Below are 15,367 nucleotides of genomic sequence, written 5' to 3'. Positions count from 1 at the left end.
TTTCGATGTACCCCATTAAGACCCCCAAGAAACTCATCGAAGTCGCTCTGCCACTGGACGCGATCAATGCCGCAGCAGCGCGTGAAAAGTCAATCCGCCATGGCCACCCGAGCACCTTGCACCTGTGGTGGGCACGTCGTCCCCTGGCCGCAGCACGTGCGGTAATTTTTGCGCAGATGGTCAATGACCCGGGATTTGAACGTCATCTAGGCCGTGGGGTAAACAAGGAAAAAGCCGCAGCTGAACGCGAGCGTCTATTCAAGATCATCGAAGAGTTGGTGCAGTGGGAGAACACCAATAACGAGGAGGTTTTGGAACGAGCGCGGGCTGAAATCTGGAAGAGTTGGCGCGAGACCTGTGAGCTCAATAAAGGTCATCCGCAGGCTGCTGAGCTGTTCAATCCGGAAAAACTGCCTGGCTTTCATGATCCCTTTGCCGGTGGCGGTGCATTGCCGCTTGAGGCACAGCGGTTGGGCCTTGAAAGCTACGCGTCCGACCTTAACCCGGTGGCGGTAACCATCAACAAGGCGATGATCGAGATTCCGCCTAAATTTGCCGGACGTGCGCCGGTCGGGCCGGAAATTGATGCCAACAAGGGCAGTAAAAAACGTGCAACTCGGGATGCTTTCGAGGACTGGTCGGGTGCCAAGGGCCTTGCTGAGGATGTGCGTCGCTACGGTTCCTGGATGCGCGAAGAAGCGCAGAAACGCATTGGTCATCTGTATCCGCAGATAGAAGTTACCGCTGAGATGGTCGCCGAGCGTCCAGATCTGGCGCAGTACCAGGGCCAAAAGCTCACCGTGATCGCCTGGCTGTGGGCGCGCACCGTGAAGAGCCCTAACCCAGCGTTCAGTCATGCAGAAGTGCCGCTGGCATCTACCTTTATTCTCTCCAGCAAAGTGGGCAAAGAGAGCTATGTAGAACCGGTAGTGGATGGCGATAGCTATCGCTTTACCGTCAAGGTTGGTACACCACCTGCTTCGGCCAAGGATGGCACTAAGGCTTCTGGACGAGGCGCAAATTTCAGCTGCCTGCTCTCCCAGACGCCTATAAGTGGTGATTACATTAAAGAGGAAGGCAAGGCTGGCCGTATGGGCGCTCGTTTGATGGCGATTGTTGCTGAGGGGCAGCGCGGGCGTTTGTACATTTCTCCTACTTCCGAGCATGAGGCCGTTCCAGGTGGCGTAGCCCCTCAGTGGAAGCCCGCTGGAGATATCCCTACCCGCATGACTGGAGGTAATTGTACGCCTTATGGAATGACAACCTGGGGGGATCTGTTCACTTCACGCCAGCTTGTTGCTCTGGATACCTTCTCCGATCTAGTAAAAGAATCCATTGCCCGTGTTCGTGAGGATGCAATGCTCGCAGGTATGGTCGATGATGGATTGGGGCTGGATCAGGGTGGGGTGGGAGCGACGGCTTATGCGCAGGCAGTTGGGGTATATCTAGCGTTTGCGGTAGATAAAGCTGCCGACCGAAACACCACATTATGCGCATGGGAGTCCAAGATGGATCGCATGCGAAACACCTTCGGTCGTCAGGCGTTACCGATGGTTTGGGACTATGTGGAAACGAATCCAATTGGGGGAGCCGGCGGAGACATTTTCGGTACGGTTTATTCTCTCTGGGAAGTGCTTGATCGACTTTCTCACGGAGATGCAGGGCTTGCTATGCAAGCTGATGCTCAGACCCAAAGCGTAAGTCAGAACAAACTGATCTCTACCGATCCTCCCTACTATGACAATATCGGCTATGCCGACCTGTCCGATTTCTTCTATGTGTGGCTGCGCCGTTCGCTTAGGTCTATCTATCCCAGCCTATATGCAACATTAGCAGTACCCAAGGCTGAGGAGCTGGTAGCCACTACGCACCGACATGGCAGCAAAGACAAGGCCGAAATCTTTTTCCTCGATGGTATGACTGCCGCCATGCACAATTTGGCCGAGCAGGGGCACCCAGCTTTTCCTGTGACCATCTACTATGCCTTCAAGCAGGCCGAGACCAAGGCCGAGGCTGGTACTTCAAGTACTGGTTGGGAAACTTTCCTTGCCGCTGTGCTCAAGGCAGGTTTTGCCCTGACTGGTACTTGGCCAATGCGTACTGAGCTGAGTAACCGCATGATTGGCGCTGGTACGAATGCTCTAGCCTCCAGCATCGTACTGGTCTGCCGTCCTCGCGCTACCGAGGCGCCAACTGTTTCTCGCCGCGACTTTATCCGAGAGCTAAATGCCACCCTGCCAGAAGCGTTGGCCGACATGACCCGTGGCGGTATTAACTCGCCGGTTGCTCCAGTGGATCTGTCCCAGGCCATTATTGGCCCTGGTATGGAGGTATTCAGCAAGTACAGCGCAGTGATTGAGGCCAACGGTAAGCCGATGAGCGTGCGGACGGCGCTGCAACTGATCAACCGCTTTATCGGCGAGGATGACTTCGATCATGACACCCAATTCTGCCTAGCCTGGTTCGAGCAGCATGGCTGGGCCGAAGGTAAGTATGGTGATGCCGACGTTCTGGCTCGGGCTAAGGGCACCAGCGTTGGTGGGTTGATCGAAGCTGGTGTAGTGGACAGTGCGGGGGGCGATTTACGACTACTGAAGTGGGCTGAAATGCCTCGGGACTGGGCTCCGGAGAACGATAGCCGCCTGGCTGTGTGGGAAGGTCTTCATCAGCTGATCCGCGCCCTAAACCAGGATGGCGAATCCGCTGCGGGAGCCCTGCTGGCCCGTATGCCCGATAAGACAGCCAGTCTGAACTCGCTGATGTACCGTCTCTACACCTTGTGTGAGCGTCAGGGCTGGGCCGAAGAGGCCCGCGCTTACAATGAACTCCAAGGTGCTTGGGCAGGCATTGAGTTGGCCTCCCAAGAAATTGGTCATTCGAATACGCAAGTGCAAATGGATATCTGATCAAGGAAGTAACGAATGCAGAACCGGAAGCTGTCGATCCGCAAAATCGTTTCCTATCTGAATGATGCTGAATCGGAGGGCGGTGGCTTCTGGCTGCCCAATATTCAGCGTCCTTTCGTATGGAGCGAGGAACAGATCAGTCGCCTGTTTGACTCCATCATGCGTGAGTACCCGATCAGCACCCTGCTGGTTTGGAAGACCCGCGAAGAGGTCAAGCACCGCAAGTTCATCGACAACTACCATCGCGACATCAAGCTGACCGATTACCGGGTTCCGGACAACACGCGCTCGAAGATGATGGTGCTCGATGGTCAGCAACGCCTGCAAAGCCTGTTTATCGGCTTGAAAGGTAGCTACAGCGGGCGTGAGTTGTACTTCGATGTGCTCAGCGGGGGTGACATGGCCGCTCCTGAGGACATTCGTTACCGTTTCGCTTTCAAGGAAAAGGGTTCCGCCAGCTGGCCTTGGGTGCGCTTCAAGGACATGGTGTTTATCAACAACAAGCTCGATCTCCAGATCGCCCAAGAGCTTGCCAAGCTAGCCCCAGGTGAGCTTTCGGCAGATGAGCAGATGACCTTGCAGCTGAACGTAGGGCGTGTGCGCAAGGAGTTCGTCAACGACGACAACATCACCTTCCAGGAGCTCGACGGGATTGATAACCCGGACGCTTATCGGGTGGATGACATTGTCGAAATTTTCATCCGAGCCAACTCGGGCGGCACCAAGCTTGGTAAGTCGGATCTGCTGTTCTCCCTGCTGACCTCCAGCTGGGATGAAGCTGATGGTGAAATCGAAGCACTGCTGGAAGACCTGAACCAGGGCGGCTTTGATTTTGACCGTGACTTCGTCCTCAAGTGTTGCCTGACCGTCCTGAACAAAGGCGCCCGCTACGAGGTAGAAAAATTCCGAGATGGTAAGACCAAGGAAGAGATCATTGCCCAATGGCAGCTGATCGCCGACGCCATTAAGGACGTACGGGATTTTGTAGTCAGCAAGACGTATATCCGCAGCGACAAGGCCCTGCCCTCCTATCTGGCACTCATTCCGCTGATCTATTTCCGTTACCAGTACCCGGCTCAGTTCAAAGCTAAGGCAGGGCTGCCTGAGTACTTGCTGCGTTCACTGGTGAGTGGCGCCTTTGGTGGCAACCCTGACCAGTTGATCGACAAGCTCGTGCGCAACATCCAAGAGCACGAAGATTTTGTGGTCAGTGAGATCTTTGGGGTGATTCGTGCCGATGGCCGCAGCCTGGAGATCACACCGGAAGTCATCTTCAACCAGTACTATGGTTCCCGTTCGATCCACCTGTTCTTCAACCTGTGGTATCGCGACTTCAATTACTCGCCGGCACTGGGCGCCAATGGCCCGCAAGTTGACCATATCTTCCCGCAGAGCCTGCTGAAGTCGGTCAAGGACATCAACCCGGACAGTGGCAAGCGCAATATCCTGCGCTATCGCTCCGAGCATCGGGATCAGATTGCCAACTGCATGCTGCTGACAGCGGATGAAAACGGTTTTGACGGCAAGTGTGCGATTCCGCCGCACGAGTGGTTTGATCGTGGCAGGTTCAAAAGCGATGAGGAGCATGAGGAGTACCTGGCTATGCACCTCATCCCTCAGGATCCCGAGCTGTGGAAGCTTGAGAATTTCGAAGCGTTTATTGAGGCGCGTAAGCAGTTAATCCAGGACAAGTTCAGCTACATGCTGCGCACCGCTCAGGGAGACCATGTATGACCCTTAAACCTTGGCGTGAGATTGCCGAGCCCCATGAAGATGTGCGCAAAGGCACTTTCGTTCAGGCTGAATTCGCGGCTGACATCACCCGTGTGCATACCGGCACGGCTTCACCGGAGTACCAGAACCCTGCGCTGTTCTTCGAGCGCACCTTCATCACCGAGGGTATGGCGCTGTTGCTGGACTCTGTGGTTAAGCGCTTGGCTGGCAAAGGCGGTGATCCTGTCATTCAGCTGCAAACCGCATTCGGTGGCGGTAAGACTCACACCATGCTGGCGGTTTATCACTTGGCCAGTGGCAAGGTGCCCGCCAGTGAAATGCCTGGCATCCCCAACATTATCGACAAGGCTGGCGTCAGCGAATTGCCGCGTGCACGTATTGCCGTGCTCGATGGGATCAAGGCTTCGCCAAACCAGCCGGTTCAGCATGGCTCCGTTCAGGTTCATACCCTGTGGGGTGATCTGGCTTGGCAGCTGGGTGGTGAGGAGGGTTATGCACTGGTGGCCAGTGCAGATCAGTCCGGCACCTCTCCAGGTAAAGATGTTCTAGAGCAGGTGCTGAAGCTCCATTCCCCCTGCGTCATCCTGGTCGACGAGCTGGTGGCCTACATTCGTCAGTTCGAAGAAGGCAAGGCTCTCAGCGGTGGCACCTTCGATTCCAACTTGAGCTTCATCCAAGCACTAACCGAAGCCCTGAAAGCGGTGCCCACTGCGGTGATGCTGGCTTCGCTGCCGGAGTCAGAAAAAGAGGCGGGCAGCCAGCGTGGTGTTCGTGCTTTGGAGTCGCTGTCCCATTACTTCGGTCGTGTACAGGCGCTGTGGAAGCCGGTTGGTACAGAAGAAGCTTTCGAAATTGTTCGGCGCAGGCTGTTTAGCAATATCTCGGATCGCCTGGCTGCGGAGAAGGTGTGCCGTACCTTCGCCGATTACTACATTGCGAACAGCGCTGAGTTTCCTGCGGAAACTCAGGAAAGCCGCTACTACGAGCGCCTGCTGCACGCCTACCCGATCCACCCTGAAGTCTTTGACCGCCTCTACGAGGACTGGTCAACGCTGGAGAATTTCCAGCGTACCCGTGGCGTGCTGAAGATGATGGCCAAGATGATCTTCAGCCTGTGGAAGGACGGGAACAACGATCCGCTGATCATGCCGGGTAGTCTGCCGTTGGCCGATCCTGATTCGCGTAACGAGGTCACCTATTACCTCCCGCCTGGCTGGGATCCGGTGATGGAGCGTGACATCGACGGCCCGCGTGCCGAGACCGTTGCTATTGAAAATCAAAACGCACGCCTTGGTAGTGTTCAAGCCTGCCGCCGTACTGCACGCACCATTTTCCTGGGTAGCGCTCCGACTACTTCAGGTCAGGTACTGCGTGGTATCGAGCTGATGCGAATCATGCTGGGCACTGTACAACCAGGCCAACAGGTTGGTTTGTTCAAGGATGCTCTGCGCAGCCTGCTGGACAAGCTGCATTACCTGAACAACTCCAATAACCACTACTGGTTCGATACGCGCCCGAACCTGCGTCGTGAAATGGAGGAGCGCAAGAAGCGCTACAAGGACAAGGAAGATGTCTTCCCTGCTATTCGCAAGCGGGCCCAAGAGAGCTTTGCTGGCGGATTGTTTGGTGGCATCCATGTGTTCACCGACAGCGTGGATGTACCGGATGACTGGCAGCTGCGTTTGGTGGTGCTGTCGCCGGATGCGGGGTACAGCAAAAGTGGTACAAGCCAAGCCATTGTGAAGGCCGGTGAGATCCTGAAGAACCGTGGCGACCAGCCTCGTGGTAAGCAGAATCGACTGATTTTCTTGGCCGCTGAGCAGGACAACGTCAGCCGACTGAAGGATCAGGTGCGCACCATGTTGGCATGGGAGTCCATCGTCAACGACTACAAGGACAATCGCATCACCCTGGATAACCTGATGGCGAGAAACGCCACAGCCAGCCTCGATCAGGCCAAGGAAGCGCTTAAGCGCATGATCCGCGAAACCTATAAGTGGTTGCTGGCACCTGTCCAGACAGCCGTGGCAGGTCGTGGTTTGTCTGACATTCAGTGGGAGCATTTCCCCGTCAATCCAGGTGCAGCCAATCTGACTCAGGAAATTGAGCGCGTACTCAAAGAGAATGAGCTGCTGATTACTGAGTGGGCGCCCTACCACCTCGCCAACATGTTGAAGACTTGGTTCTGGAAGGATGAGACCAAGGAAGTGGTTGCTCAGGAGGTGTGGCAGAAGAGTTGCTGCTACTTGTATCTCCCCCGACTGCGTGACAGCACGGTATTTCTTAACACCTTGAGTGTTGGCTTGGAGAGCGGTGATTTCTTCGGCGTTGCCCAAGGTAAGGATGGTGATCGCTACCTGGGCTTTGTCTTCGCCAAGTCCGCCCTGGTTACCCTGGATGCTTGCGAGATCATTGAGCCATCAACAGCTGCTGCCTATGCCGAAAAGCTTCGGAAGGAGAAGGAAGAGGCTGAGCTGGCCAGACGCAAAACTCAGGAAGAGAGCGATGTGCATAAGCCGGACTCGAAGGGAGATGGTGGCGCTGAGCCTGAGCCACAGGGCGGGAGCAGTGGCTCAAATGATCCTGTTGAAGAAATCAGCAAAGCCTTGGCCACGCAGTTCTATGCGTCCACCAGCTTAGATCCTGTGAAGGCAAAAATGGACTTTGCGCTGCTTGTTGACGAGGTCGTACAGCAGTTCACCGCCAAGCTGGGTGTGGATGTGAAGATCTCTGTTGAGATTCAGGCGACCAGCAAAGCTGGCTTCGATGATGGATTGCAGCGAGCCGTTAAGGAAAACTGCAACGTCTTGAAATTCAGTTCGGCGGAGTTCGAATAGGACACGCCAACTTGAGAGACTGAAAAAGCCCCGTTTGCGATGAGCAGCGGGGTTTTTTTGCATCAGGAATCAGAGCCAGTGAGGAGGAATTTCGATCTGGAAGTTCTTGGCCACGATGCTCAGCGTACTCATGATCTCAGCATGTCGGGCTTGGTCGACAGGTTGCCAGGCAGAGCGTCGATCCAGCAGTAGCTTCAGTTCACCGAGGTTGTACATTCCTAGCCTGTGGAAATTCCCCCAAGTGGGCATGCCGAACAGGTTGTAGATCACGACGGTTGAGTCGCGCTCACTTGCCAGGCGTTTTTCTCCGGAGATCCGTTCAGCGGCTGCCTCCGCTTCATCGCGGTCGTCGTAGGTATTGAGCAGTTTCATTCGAATAACGGTAATGGCGTGTCTGGGACAGGGTTTACCCTGCTTACGGTAAACAAAGATCAGCAGCTCCTGGTTTGATGGCTAGGTGCGGCTGTCCTCAGCGAAGTGGGCCTCAATAGCTTCAGCCAACTCTGCCAGCGCATCCTCTAGCCGAGAGTCATGGCGCTGGTCGCCGCTCTGGGGTTTGAATTCTTTGCAGTGGTGCAGGAGTGCTTCTGCGTCGTTCCTGCTGAGATCAAGGGTGATCATTTAATGGTTTCCCGAGGCAAAGAGCCGACCTTACAGGTCATTCTGGATGCAGCGCCTAGTGGCACTGTGTGGGGCCTATCTCGGTTGAGGTAGGCCCTGGAGCCGCAGATCAGTGTTGAAGCCAGCCTTCAACAGCTTCAGCCCCGTACTGCTCTTTCCACTGTTTTAGGATCTTATGATTGCCACCCTTGGTTTCGACAACCTCGCCATTGTTGGGGTTACGATAGACCTTGGTTTGGCGAGCGCGGCGACCGCTGGTGGTTACCGGTTTAGCCTGGGAGGTGCGAGCTTGTGGATCCAGGATCGTGATGATGTCCTTCAGGGATTTTCCGTATTCGGCCATCAAGCTGCGCAGTTTGTCTTCGAAAGCCATCTCATGCTTCAGGGCTTCGTCGTTCTTCAAGGCATCAAGTTGAGCCAGTTGCTCTTGCAGGGATTTTTCGAGAGCACGGTATTCAGCGAGTTTGGACATAAATTCCTCGGGGCCCTTGAGTCGTCATTCGATGGGCTTAGGTTTCAATAAGTGCCGGAACAGCAATCTGGGTTTCAATTGCATTGTACAGATCGATCTTGGTTTGCTGCGTCTTGATCGATACCACCAGACTGTATCTGGCGCGATTGTTGACGCGGCCCTCCTTCAGCAAGGTTTTCCACCAGCCCAGGGCGGGATAAACCGCGAGCATACCCAGGCCGGACAAGTCGGCTGCTGTACCTTTCCAGATATCCGAATGCAGTGATCCGCGATGACGGGAGCGAGTGCCGAGTAGCCAGCGTGTATCAGAGCCGCCCCCCTGGTAAATACCCTCTTCTTCATCCCGAGCGCGCTGATTGATACGTTGGCGGAAATCCGTTTCATCTTCGCCTGGACGACTGACTTCGAAGCGAAGCCCGTGCGATTCGTAGCGATACCGCCCTTTGACACCGCGCTCGGCCACACCTGGGTTCGGCTCAACAAAGTAGGACAAGGTGACGCGCATCTCGACGTCTGTCTCGCCTAGGTCAAGGAGTTCCTGTTTGGGCCATGGCAAGAGATGCAGGTGCATATCTCGTGCTGTAGGGCTCTTCGGGCCCTGCTTCATGAAGGGTTGGAGCTCATCCTCAACAATCAATGTCAGTGAGTCCGCTGCACTCCAGAGCGCTCGCCCCAGGTCGGGGACACCAAAGCCGCAGGTTCTAACCAGACCGGCATAGTCTGCCTTCTTGGCCCCGGTCAAAAAATCTTGCTGCATACGCTCCGTCCACTCCGCAGAGTGAACCACCAGTGCGCGAACTGTTTCGGGCCATAACTGCGGATAGACCGCGAGTATCTGGGCTGCCATGCGTGCAGCTAAAGCTGAGGCTGCGCTGGTGGCCCAGGTGGTCGAGAAGAGACTTTTATGGGGAAGGTGATTGGCGGTTAACAAGCACAGGGAAGAGTGCGTACAAGCCCACTGAGAATCCTTGGCCAGGTTTCCTCCCTCGAATACCACATCAGGCTTGAGGGGCCAGGGAGAGCCTGTCCAATTAAGTGATGTGGTACTAAACGGACTCAGACTCCCTGCGGGAGCTAGGGGCTGATATCCGGGGAGCGGCGGATCGATTCTGGCCTTCTGAGTGTATGCACCAACACAAAGTGCATTCCAAGCTTGGCCAGGATCATGAATCGCGTCGGTGAGGTTGCTATCAGGGTACTTCAGGTATTCATCTTTATCCGCGTTACCTGCGGAGATGATGATTAAACGAGGTGTGAGCCGCTCGCCCAATACGTCGAACGCCAAAGCATCCACTGTCGCAGACCAAGCTGAGGGCCTGCCCCGATCACGACCGTCAGTGCTGGTGATGGCCATGCTGAAAATGCGCTTTCGCTCTGGCTGGGCAAATTCGGGCTCAGCTATTGCCTGGATGGTCAGTGCACCAAAAGGCTCATCCTGATTCCCTGCCGCAGCAGGTAAAACCTTGACCGACTCTAATCGATGATTAATCGCCAATGGCCCATTGTCAGTAAGTGGGCCTACGAGGTCACCATACAGAGCTACACCCGCTAGTCCTGTCCCGTGGCCATGATTGTCGTGAGCTCCCCACTCGGTGTTAATGGTGTGAAGGTCTTGTACATCGATGCCTGGTGCGAGCAGGGGATGGCCAGGGTTCACACCTGTATCAAGCAAGCAGATATGCACCGGGGCGTTGTCGGCGATGGTCGTGCGTGCGAGCAGCTCATCAACCCACTGGCGCTGCTCATTGGGCTCCAGGGCATCGAAGAACTCAGCCGTTTCCTTGGCCCGGCGAATTTCCGCAACTTCGTTCAGCAGCGCCATCGATTGAGTGATCTGGGCAAGCGTGCCATGAACGTTAATTACTGTGCGTTCAGGGAAGTACAGAACATGCTGGGATATTTTGAAGCCGCATGCCCCGGCGGTAGACCGGAAGCGCTGGAGCACAGATTCTCGGTCGTCTCTAACTGGAAGCCAGAACTCCCACCAGAGAGATTGCTCAGCATCTGCTGGTAGTGCGGACTTATCATCTGTCCACAGCGCTTCAAACGTCGCAACTCGGATCTGTTGAATAGTATTCAACAGCGGGGCATTGCGGGGTTGCCCCTTGCCTGTGTCATTTTCGAGGTACTGAGTAACCAGATTCTCAAAGGTTTTCAGTTGGCCATCGGGGACAAAAACGGTGGCAAATGTAGTCTGTGCTGCCTCGTCATGGCGGACATTGAGCAGTTCGATGTGCTGTCTGCTGCGAGCCAAACTTTCAAAAGCGAGCTCAATACTCGGCTGGCTTTTGAATTCAATTTGAAGCCCTAGACCGGCTTCGATGCCTGCCTGGCGCTGAAGTTGAACAGCTTTCCCGATGTCCTGGCGAATGTGGCCTAACTGTCCGAGTAGCGCGGCACCATGGGATGCTCTGTCTTGCGGTGGTATGCGCTTTTCCCCACCACCAGCTGCGGTAGATTGGAATCGCTCAGCCTTGCCAGTTCCCTGAAAAAGAAAGTGTGGACGCTGTCCTGCGTTCTGGTCTGCCATTGTGTGGCTTCACTGCCTTATGAGCGCTGTCTCCCGTGGAAAGCCTTGCGCTCCTCAAGGTTCTTCACCACGTCCTCTGCCGAAATACTGGCGCGATCATGGATGATCGCATCTTTGATAGTGTCGTCAGCTGCTCGCGATAGCTCTGCATAGCTGAGGCCTTCAGCAACTTTACACAGACTGTCCCAGCGTTTGATGGGCTTCGCGAAATTGACGAGTCGATTCTTCAATACCGCTTTAATCTGCTCCTGATTGGGAAGCCCATACTCGATGACATCGTCGAACCGTCGGAATAGCGCATAATCAAGAATTTCCGGGTGATTGGTTGCGGCGATGATCAGGCTATTCGACTGATCCTGCTCAATCATCTGAAGGAAGCTATTGAGTACACGGCGGATTTCACCGACATCGTTGGCCAAACCACGTTGGGAGCCAATGGCATCAAACTCGTCAAAAAAGTAGATGCCGCGAGTGTCTCGGATTGCATCGAAAATCTGGCGCAGTTTGGCAGCAGTCTCACCCATGAACTTAGTGATCAAGCTGTCGAGCCTGACTATGTAGAGAGGGATCCCCAACTCACCGGCGAGAGCAGATGCCGTCATGGTCTTACCTGTGCCTGGTGGGCCAACCAGAAGGAGCTTTCGTCTGGGGGAAAGACCGTGAGCTCTGATTTTCTCGAAATTGCGCTGTTCGCTGATGATCCGGGCAAGCCTTTGATGTGTCCCGTCATCAAGGATCATTTCAGAGAAGCGTGTATGGGGAAGGGCAACGGATAGAAGGCTGCTGAGCTCTCCCTTTGGCTGGCCAATCGGAACCGGCTGCCTATTGGGTAGTTGCTTGGAGCGAGATTTCGCAGAGTCAATGAGCGCACGCAGGTCATCCGCGAGCTTCCCATGGCCTTGTTTGGCCTCATGCGCGGCCAGCTGCATAGCGACGGCCAAGAAATGGCTGTCGTCGCCTTTGATATGCGAGCGCAGTAGTGCTTTGAGATGTTCGCCGCTGGCCATGGTTACCTACCTGTTTGTGCTGATAGTGTAACCCGCTTAGGCGATTCGGTTCCTTTTGATGCCATGCCGATCATCCAATGATCCTGTCTTTTGAGCTGGTGCGAGCATATTGATGCTGTCTTGGCCGAATGACTATTCCCGCTCAAGGTGCCGCGCATCAGAGCTGACGGACTCCATGATGGAGACAAGCTCCTCCAGTAGGTCGGCGTGGTGACGCTGTAGGTAGCCGGCGATTGCCTCGTTGCGAAGTACCCGAGCCAGATAGCCTTTGGCGACGACCAGGACAAGCATGGTCTCCCCCAGCGTATCCTCGACCTGCTTGTAGTCATGCTGAAGGTTCTCCATTTCCCGTTCCATACGGGCAATGTCGATGCTGCTGGCTTCGTTGGCGGCTTTCTTTTTCTTTTCGACGAGCATTTCCGGCCTGGTGGCGGCCAGTACCATGCGCGCATAGCTCTGGGTGAAGCAGTTGGCCGAGATCATCATCTCGACGGTTTCAATTTGCCTCATGGGCTTCATTTTGCGCAGAACGCGGAAGACATCATGAGCGACCATCCGAACCTTGAGCATTTCCACCACTTCAGGGGCAATGCCATTCAGAAGATTTTGGCGCTCATGAATACGGTCAACGTTGACCCCCAGCACCTGCGCTATCCGAGAGGGCTCGATTCCTTTCTTGATGGCCGCCAGGATCATCTTGTGTTCCTGTACCGGGGTTAGCCGGTTGATCTGTCGGTTGTACGTAAAGCCTTCGTCGTCGGTTGAAATCAGACACAGGGCTTCAGTCCCACCCAGAGCCTTGAGCGCCTCCAAACGCAAATGGCCATCCAGCAGTATGTAGGAGGGAATCCCCGAAGCCATGACGGGCTCTGGGTGCACGGCAAGGGGCTCGATCACGCCCAGCTCGCGGATTGAGCTCTTGATGGTGCAGAATTTTTTGCTGCCGTGGATTTCCTTATCGAGCTTACGAGTCGGCAAAATTCGATCCAGCGGGATTGAAAGAATCTCGGACTTGAACGCCTGCTTCACCTGGCCCATCAGCTCATCTCTCCATGGATCCGATCTGCTAGCGGCTTGGGCATATCCTGGATGTCTTCAGTACGTAGCAGCGTGCAGAAATAGTCATCAGCGAGTAGCTGGCGCAAAGCGGTCACCATGATGAGCAGGCGTTGTTCATTGATGTCGGCCTTCTTGATCATGACCCGCTGGCGTCGAACCTCAGCTTGATAGGCATTGAGCAGCTTTTGCGGCGTAGTCATCCGTTCAGAATGGTGTTGCTGTCCATAGCGCTTCCCCATGGCTTTGCGCCGGTCAATCAGCCGACGAATTCGAATCAGCTGATCACCTTTGAGTACGCCGGTTTCGTATGCCTCGACCATGGCCTGTTGGACTTCAGAGTCATTGGCACGAGCAATTTCGGTAGCGACTTTAATTGGTAGCCAGCCCTTCTCGACCGCAGCAATCAGGCGCTCCTCACCCTGACGTAAGAGCATGAGGATGCCATTTATGTACGCCACATCGAGGCTGGTCTTTTCTGCGATTTCTCTTGGTGAATAGCCGCGCTCTGATAGCACCTGAATGGATGACAAGAGGTCTTTGTTCGAATGCTTCCGTCGAGCCAGATTCTCGACCAGGCTGATGAGAAAGCGATCCGCTTCGTTCGCGCTGACGACTATGCAGGGGATGCTTTTTTCTCCCAGCGCCTGGAATGCTTCGAATCGGCCCTGGCCACAGATAATTTCAAAGACGGCGTCAGGCCCACGCGTTGCCGGCGTCACCGTTATCGGACGCTTCAGACCAAGAGCTGCAATGTTTTCCACAAGGCGGGCAAAAACCTGCCTGTTCCGGACGCGAGGATTCAGCACGCGAATCTGTTCCAGTGGAATTCTCTGAACAGTGGATGCTTCAGCGACATGAAGCTCTGTACGCGCATATCCATGGCGTGGCATCAGGCGGCCCTCCGGTAAGCGGAGCGACGGGATAATTCGGCAAGAATGTCCAGGGTATTGAACCGATAAATTTCCAGGCTGGCCTGGTTGCTCTCAGCCAGCCGAACATGCGGTGAGGACATGTCGACAGTGGGTAGAACGTAGTAGTCCAGGGCCGCCTCTTCACCAGGGGCCATCCGAACGGCAACCGTGATATCTGGGCATAGCCCCAGGTCAAACCGGATCTTCCAGCGCTTAGCGCCAGTGGTTGATAGCTGGCACCGGCACAGCACAAGTGAGACCAGCAGCTCCTGGTTTACCTGTATCAAGTCTGTCACTGGGTCGACGTCCACCCTGCCCCCAACGTCCGCGATTTTGGTTATGGTCTGCTCTAGCAGCAGTGGATGCATCTCTCGAAGACGTCGGTTCGCTTCGATGTACTGGTAGTCACGGTCAGGGGTATAGCCGATCAGGGAATAGCAGCGCAGAAGGCTACCAAAGCGATGTTGGTAGGCGCTGCTGGAAGGACAGCCCTCAGCTTCATCTATGATCAGCCCTGATAAGTAGCCATGACGCTGGTAGATATCTTTGAGCCGCTGAAGCATTTCTTCGTCGGGCAGGCGATACGACCGCGTCTGAATAATTTCTTGGGCTGCTTGAAACAGTAGGGGGCTGACAATGGCTTGGAACGCGCCATCGGCCCGCACCCACTGGTTGGGTTGGTTGCGAATATGCTCCTGCTTTAGCTTGAACGAGGTGCGGTTCCAGACGTTGTTGCCGATGTATTTCTCGTTGATCAGTACTTGGTGGACAGTGCCACGAGACCATGGCCGGGCGCGATCAGTGAGTATGCCCCGGCCATTAAGCCAGTCAGCGATTTCGCGCTCGGTTCTGCCCTCTTCCACGAACAGCCGGTAAATCCACTGAACAGCTTCAACTTCATCTTCCGGCCCTGGCACCAAGATAACGCGGTCTGTCTGAATGCTTTTGTGTTCACCTTGCCCCAGCTGATTTTTGGCTGAGCCTGCGGCATCAATCAGTTGTCGACGAAGGCCAAATCCCGCTGGGCCGCCCTGCCGGAATCCAAGCTCAATCAGGCGTGATTGACCAGCGAACACTTTGACAGACAGCTCGCGGCTGTACTCGCCCGCCATCATTCGTTTCACGCTTTTGATGATGTTGGAAACAGGTGAGCCGTCATTGGTGAACTGTTCCGCGCAGTACTGGACGGTTACGCCAGCTTGGCGGCAGCGGACTTCATAACTGGCACTGACATCAGGGTCTTGAAATCGGCCCCACCTACTCACGTCGTAGACCAGGATGGTTGAGAAG

The 15,367-nt window shown here is 55.1% G+C and carries 11 protein-coding genes; 3 read left to right on the top strand and 8 right to left on the bottom strand.

Annotation, left to right across the window (positions count from 1 at the left end; genetic code table 11):
* Positions 1-5: 5 nt before the first annotated feature.
* Genes HZR81_RS18160 through HZR81_RS18150 form a run of 3 tightly spaced genes read left to right on the top strand, consistent with a single transcriptional unit; the run spans position 6 to position 7,477 of the window.
* On the top strand, positions 6-2,906 hold the full coding sequence (locus tag HZR81_RS18160; protein WP_500128901.1) for a DUF1156 domain-containing protein: 2,901 nt from the start codon (positions 6-8) through the stop codon (positions 2,904-2,906).
* A 15-nt stretch (positions 2,907-2,921) separates the two neighbouring features.
* Entirely contained in the window at positions 2,922-4,640 is a 1,719-nt protein-coding gene (locus HZR81_RS18155) for a GmrSD restriction endonuclease domain-containing protein (RefSeq protein WP_143508092.1), read from the top strand.
* A complete protein-coding gene (locus HZR81_RS18150) occupies positions 4,637-7,477 on the top strand; it encodes an ATP-binding protein (RefSeq protein ID WP_500128900.1) in 2,841 nt (946 codons plus the stop codon). The genes HZR81_RS18155 and HZR81_RS18150 overlap by 4 nt, the downstream gene beginning before the upstream one ends.
* Before the next feature lie 69 nt (positions 7,478-7,546).
* Here the strand turns inward: HZR81_RS18150 and HZR81_RS18145 are convergent, their stop codons facing one another.
* The 8 genes from HZR81_RS18145 to HZR81_RS18110 all read right to left on the bottom strand — a co-directional run.
* Entirely contained in the window at positions 7,547-7,849 is a 303-nt protein-coding gene (locus tag HZR81_RS18145) for a hypothetical protein (RefSeq protein ID WP_404717924.1), read from the bottom strand.
* A gap of 81 nt (positions 7,850-7,930) precedes the next feature.
* Positions 7,931-8,098 (bottom strand): hypothetical protein, encoded by a 168-nt coding sequence (locus HZR81_RS18140; RefSeq protein WP_500128899.1) that lies wholly within the window; start codon positions 8,096-8,098, stop codon positions 7,931-7,933.
* 109 nt (positions 8,099-8,207) lie between these two features.
* The gene (locus tag HZR81_RS18135; protein WP_301585705.1) at positions 8,208-8,570 is read right to left on the bottom strand and encodes a histone-like nucleoid-structuring protein, MvaT/MvaU family; all 363 of its coding nucleotides are present in this window, start codon (positions 8,568-8,570) and stop codon (positions 8,208-8,210) included.
* Positions 8,571-8,607: 37 nt separating this feature from the next.
* Positions 8,608-11,100, bottom strand: coding sequence for a S8 family peptidase (locus HZR81_RS18130; protein WP_374417233.1), 2,493 nt, complete (start codon positions 11,098-11,100; stop codon positions 8,608-8,610).
* Positions 11,101-11,117: 17 nt separating this feature from the next.
* Positions 11,118-12,107 carry an AAA family ATPase gene (locus HZR81_RS18125; protein ID WP_374417231.1) on the bottom strand — a complete coding sequence of 330 codons (990 nt, stop codon included), beginning with the start codon at positions 12,105-12,107 and terminating at the stop codon, positions 11,118-11,120.
* A 132-nt stretch (positions 12,108-12,239) separates the two neighbouring features.
* Positions 12,240-13,145: a plasmid partitioning protein RepB C-terminal domain-containing protein gene (locus HZR81_RS18120; RefSeq protein WP_374417229.1), complete on the bottom strand. Its 906-nt coding sequence runs from the start codon at positions 13,143-13,145 to the stop codon at positions 12,240-12,242.
* Complete coding sequence (locus HZR81_RS18115) at positions 13,145-14,056, bottom strand: ParB/RepB/Spo0J family partition protein (RefSeq protein ID WP_374417227.1); 912 nt, start codon at positions 14,054-14,056, stop codon at positions 13,145-13,147. The genes HZR81_RS18120 and HZR81_RS18115 overlap by 1 nt, the downstream gene beginning before the upstream one ends.
* Positions 14,056-15,367, bottom strand: a 1,312-nt coding sequence (locus HZR81_RS18110; protein WP_500128898.1) for a recombinase family protein, incomplete at its 5' end; no start/stop codon positions are given. The genes HZR81_RS18110 and HZR81_RS18115, both read right to left, overlap by 1 nt.

It is taken from the genome of Pseudomonas sp. LM13, assembly GCF_041381355.1.
GTDB classification, from domain to species: Bacteria; Pseudomonadota; Gammaproteobacteria; order Pseudomonadales; family Pseudomonadaceae; genus Stutzerimonas; species Stutzerimonas frequens.
The sequence above is the reverse complement of the archived record's forward strand: the minus strand, read 5'-3'. Positions and strand labels throughout refer to the sequence as shown.